The following is a 3,848-nucleotide window of genomic DNA, read 5'->3' as shown; positions in this document are numbered from 1 at the left end:
CGGCACTCGCGCCAGGAGGGTGGCGGAGGCTGCACGCGCCTGGGATGCGCTGCTGCAGACGGGAACTAACGACAACAGAAAAAGGTTCTAAAAATGGCAAAAAGAATTCTGACAGCTCTCGTTGGCGCTGCTGTCATGGGGATTGGCGCACAGGCGGCTTCTGCCGGCACCCTTGATGACGTGAAGGCCAAGGGCTTTGTCCAATGCGGCGTGAACACCGGCCTTGCCGGCTTTGCCGCACCGGACGCTTCGGGCAACTGGAGCGGCTTCGACGTGGACTATTGCAAGGCGATTGCCGCCGCGATTTTTGCTGACGGCAGCAAGGTGAAATACACGCCCACCTCGGCCAAGGAACGCTTCCCGGCGCTGCAGTCCGGCGAAGTCGACGTGCTTGCCCGTAACACCACCTGGACGATCAACCGCGACACCGCGCTCGGCTTCAACTTCCGCCCGGTCAACTACTATGACGGCCAGGGCTTCATGGTTCGCAAGAGCCTGAACGTCAAATCGGCCCTCGAACTCTCGGGCGCAGCCGTCTGCGTGCAGACCGGCACCACCACCGAACTCAACCTGGCCGACTATTTCAAGGCGAACAACCTTCAGTACAATCCGGTCGTGTTTGAAAAGCTCGAAGAGGTCAACGCCGCCTATGACGCTGGCCGTTGCGACGTCTACACGACCGACCAGTCGGGCCTATATTCGCTGCGCCTGACCCTCTCGAAGCCGGACGATCACATGATCCTGCCGGAAATCATCTCGAAGGAGCCCCTCGGCCCGGCCGTACGCCAGGGTGACGACAAGTGGTTCGATATCGTCAGCTGGACCCATTACGCCCTGATCCAGGCTGAAGAATTCGGCATCACCCAGGCCAACGTCGAAGAAATGAAGAAGTCCGCCAACCCGGACGTTCAGCGCTTCCTCGGCGTCGAAGCTGACACCAAGATCGGCACCGACCTCGGCCTCACCAACGAATGGGCCGTGAACATCATCAAGGCCGTCGGCAACTACGGCGAAGTCTTCGACCGTAACATCGGCGCCGGCAGCCCGCTGAAGATCGAGCGCGGCCTCAACGCGCTGTGGAACAAGGGCGGCATCCAGTACGCTCCGCCGGTCCGCTAAGCGACTGTTTCAAGACCGGGGAAGCGGGCCACCGCTTCCCCATCCCAACGATAAAAACACCCAAAAGGGTGAAAAGGGGAAAGAGGCATTGCATGGCGATTGGCGTCACAACTGCGCCTGAGAAAAGCAAACCGTCGGGGTCGATCATCAACGACCCGCAAGTACGGGCGATCTTTTACCAGGTTATCACTGTCATCGTACTCGCGGCCTTCGTTTATTGGGTCGCCGCCAATACGATCGAGAACCTCAAACGGGCGAATATCGCCTCCGGGTACGACTTCCTGAAAGGACGCGCCGGCTTCGACCTTGGCCAGTCGCTGATCGCCTACACCAGCGATTCCACCTATCAGCGCGCCCTCGTCGTCGGTCTGCTCAACACGCTGCTCGTTGCCGTTTGCGGTATCGTGACGGCCACCGCCATCGGCTTTGCGGTCGGCATTGGCCGGCTGTCGCACAACTGGCTGATCGCCAAGCTGTCGCTCGCCTATGTTGAAGTGTTCCGCAACATCCCGCCGCTGCTCGTCATCTTCTTCTGGTACAGCGGCGTTCTCGCGATCCTGCCGCAGCCGCGTGAATCGGCGGCCCTGCCGTTCAACATGTTCCTCAACAACCGCGGCCTCGCCTTCCCCAAACCGATCTTTGGCGACGGCTCGCAGTACACGCTTTTGGCCTTCGTCGTCGCGATCGTCGCCAGCTTCGTCGTTGCGCGCTATGCGCGCAGGAAGCAGGAAGCCACCGGACAGCGTTTCCCGCTCCTGTGGACGGTTCTCGGCCTCGTCATCGGTCTGCCGGTCCTGACATTCCTTGCCAGCGGATCGCCGATCACCTTCGACGTTCCCGTGGCCGGCAAATTCAACCTTACCGGTGGCTCGGTCATCGGACCGGAATTCCTGTCGCTCTACCTCGCGCTCTCGTTCTATACGGCCGCCTTCATCGCCGAAATCGTGCGCGCCGGTATACGTGGCGTTTCCAAGGGGCAGACCGAGGCTGCGCATGCGCTCGGGATCAGGCCGGGCCTGACGACGCGGCTCGTGGTGGTACCGCAGGCGCTCAGGATCATCATTCCGCCGCTCACAAGCCAATACCTGAACCTGACCAAGAACTCGTCGCTTGCTGTCGCGATCGGCTACGCCGACCTCGTGGCCGTCGGCGGCACGATCCTCAACCAGACGGGCCAGTCGATCGAGGTCGTGACGATCTGGATCATCGTCTACCTGTCGCTGAGCCTTGCGACGTCACTGTTCATGAACTGGTTCAATGCCCGCATGGCCCTGGTGGAGAGATAAGACGATGAACCAGGCAACTTTTGTCCGAACCTCGATGATCGAGGGTTCCGCACCGCCGGTCGCAGAAGGCGGCCTCTTCCAGTGGCTGCGCACAAATCTCTTCGCCACGCCGAAGGATACCGTTCTCACCATCATCAGCCTGCTTCTTTTGGCATGGCTGGTGCCACCCGCCATCCAATGGCTGTTTGTCGACGCCGCCTGGACCGGCGGCGGGCGTGGGGTCTGCGCGACCGTGGCGCAAGGGGGCTCGCAGCCGGAAGGCTGGAGCGGCGCGTGCTGGGCCTTCGTCAACGCGAAGATCGATCAGTTCGCCTACGGTCGCTACCCGATCGAGGAGCGCTGGCGGCCGACCCTGGTCGGCATCCTCTTCGTGCTCTTCCTCGTTCCCATGGCCATGCCGAAGGTTCCCTACAAGGGCCTCAACGCCATCCTGCTCTTTGGCGTCCTGCCGGTGATCGCGCTGATCCTGCTTCCGGGCGGCTGGTTTGGATTGACCTTCGTCGAGACGCCGCTCTGGGGCGGCCTCATGGTGACGCTCATCCTGTCCTACGTCGGCATCACGGTGTCGCTGCCACTCGGCATTCTGCTGGCGCTCGGGCGCCGGTCGCACATGCCCGTCATCAAGATGCTCTGCACCGCTTTCATCGAATTGGTGCGCGGCATCCCGCTGATCGCCGTGCTGTTCATGGCCAGCGTCATGCTGCCCCTGTTCCTGCCGCAGGGCGTCACCTTCGACAAGCTGCTGCGGGCGCTGATCGGTGTGTCGCTCTTTGCGTCCGCCTACATGGCCGAAGTGGTGCGCGGCGGCCTGCAGGCCATTCCGAAGGGGCAATATGAAGGCGCGGACTCGCTCGGCCTCAGCTACTGGCAGAAGATGAACCTCATCGTGTTGCCGCAGGCGCTGAAGCTGGTGATCCCGGGTATCGTCAACACCTTCATCGGCCTCTTCAAGGACACGTCGCTGGTGTCGATCATCGGCATGTTCGACCTGCTCGGCATCGTTCGCTTCAACTTCACCGATGCCAACTGGGCCTCGTCGGTCACGCCGATCTCGGGGCTAATTTTCGCCGGCTTCATATTCTGGCTTTTCTGCTTTGGTATGTCGCGCTATTCAGGCTTCATGGAACGCGTGCTCGACACGGCCCATAAACGATAAAATGAGGGGAGGATCGCATGGCAAACGCAGCCACTGCTTCCAAAATGACCGTTTCGGCCACGGATGTTGCGGTCGAAATCACTGGAATGAACAAGTGGTACGGGGACTTTCACGTCCTTCGTGACATCAACCTGAAGGTGATGCGTGGCGAGCGCATCGTCATTGCCGGCCCGTCGGGCTCCGGCAAGTCGACGATGATCCGCTGCATCAACCGCCTTGAAGAGCACCAGAAGGGCAAGATCGTCGTCGACGGCATCGAGCTCACCAACGACCTCAAGAAGATCGAC

Annotated in this window: 4 protein-coding genes; all 4 read left to right on the top strand. The window is 61.1% G+C overall.

Annotation, left to right across the window (positions count from 1 at the left end; translation table 11 throughout):
* The first annotated feature begins 93 nt into the window (after positions 1-93).
* A complete protein-coding gene (locus tag VGO12_RS02070) occupies positions 94-1,119 on the top strand; it encodes an amino acid ABC transporter substrate-binding protein (RefSeq protein ID WP_327511088.1) in 1,026 nt (341 codons plus the stop codon).
* A 92-nt stretch (positions 1,120-1,211) separates the two neighbouring features.
* Positions 1,212-2,405, top strand: coding sequence for an amino acid ABC transporter permease (locus tag VGO12_RS02065; protein WP_327511087.1), 1,194 nt, complete (start codon positions 1,212-1,214; stop codon positions 2,403-2,405).
* 4 nt (positions 2,406-2,409) lie between these two features.
* Entirely contained in the window at positions 2,410-3,561 is a 1,152-nt protein-coding gene (locus tag VGO12_RS02060) for an amino acid ABC transporter permease (protein WP_327511086.1), read from the top strand.
* A 17-nt stretch (positions 3,562-3,578) separates the two neighbouring features.
* Positions 3,579-3,848 (top strand): ATP-binding cassette domain-containing protein (locus VGO12_RS02055; protein ID WP_327494830.1); only part of this gene is annotated, 270 nt, incomplete at its 3' end.

The organism is Ensifer sp. (assembly GCF_035999135.1).
Classification (GTDB): domain Bacteria; phylum Pseudomonadota; class Alphaproteobacteria; order Rhizobiales; family Rhizobiaceae; genus Ensifer.
The sequence above is the reverse complement of the archived record's forward strand: the minus strand, read 5'-3'. Positions and strand labels throughout refer to the sequence as shown.

Bases quoted from the DNA above. Each gene is read 5' to 3' on its own strand.
- VGO12_RS02070 (WP_327511088.1), top strand. From the start codon at position 94: ATGGCAAAAAGAATTCTGACAGCTCTCGTTGGCGCTGCTGTCATGGGG.
- VGO12_RS02065 (WP_327511087.1), top strand. From the start codon at position 1,212: ATGGCGATTGGCGTCACAACTGCGCCTGAGAAAAGCAAACCGTCGGGG.
- VGO12_RS02060 (WP_327511086.1), top strand. From the start codon at position 2,410: ATGAACCAGGCAACTTTTGTCCGAACCTCGATGATCGAGGGTTCCGCA.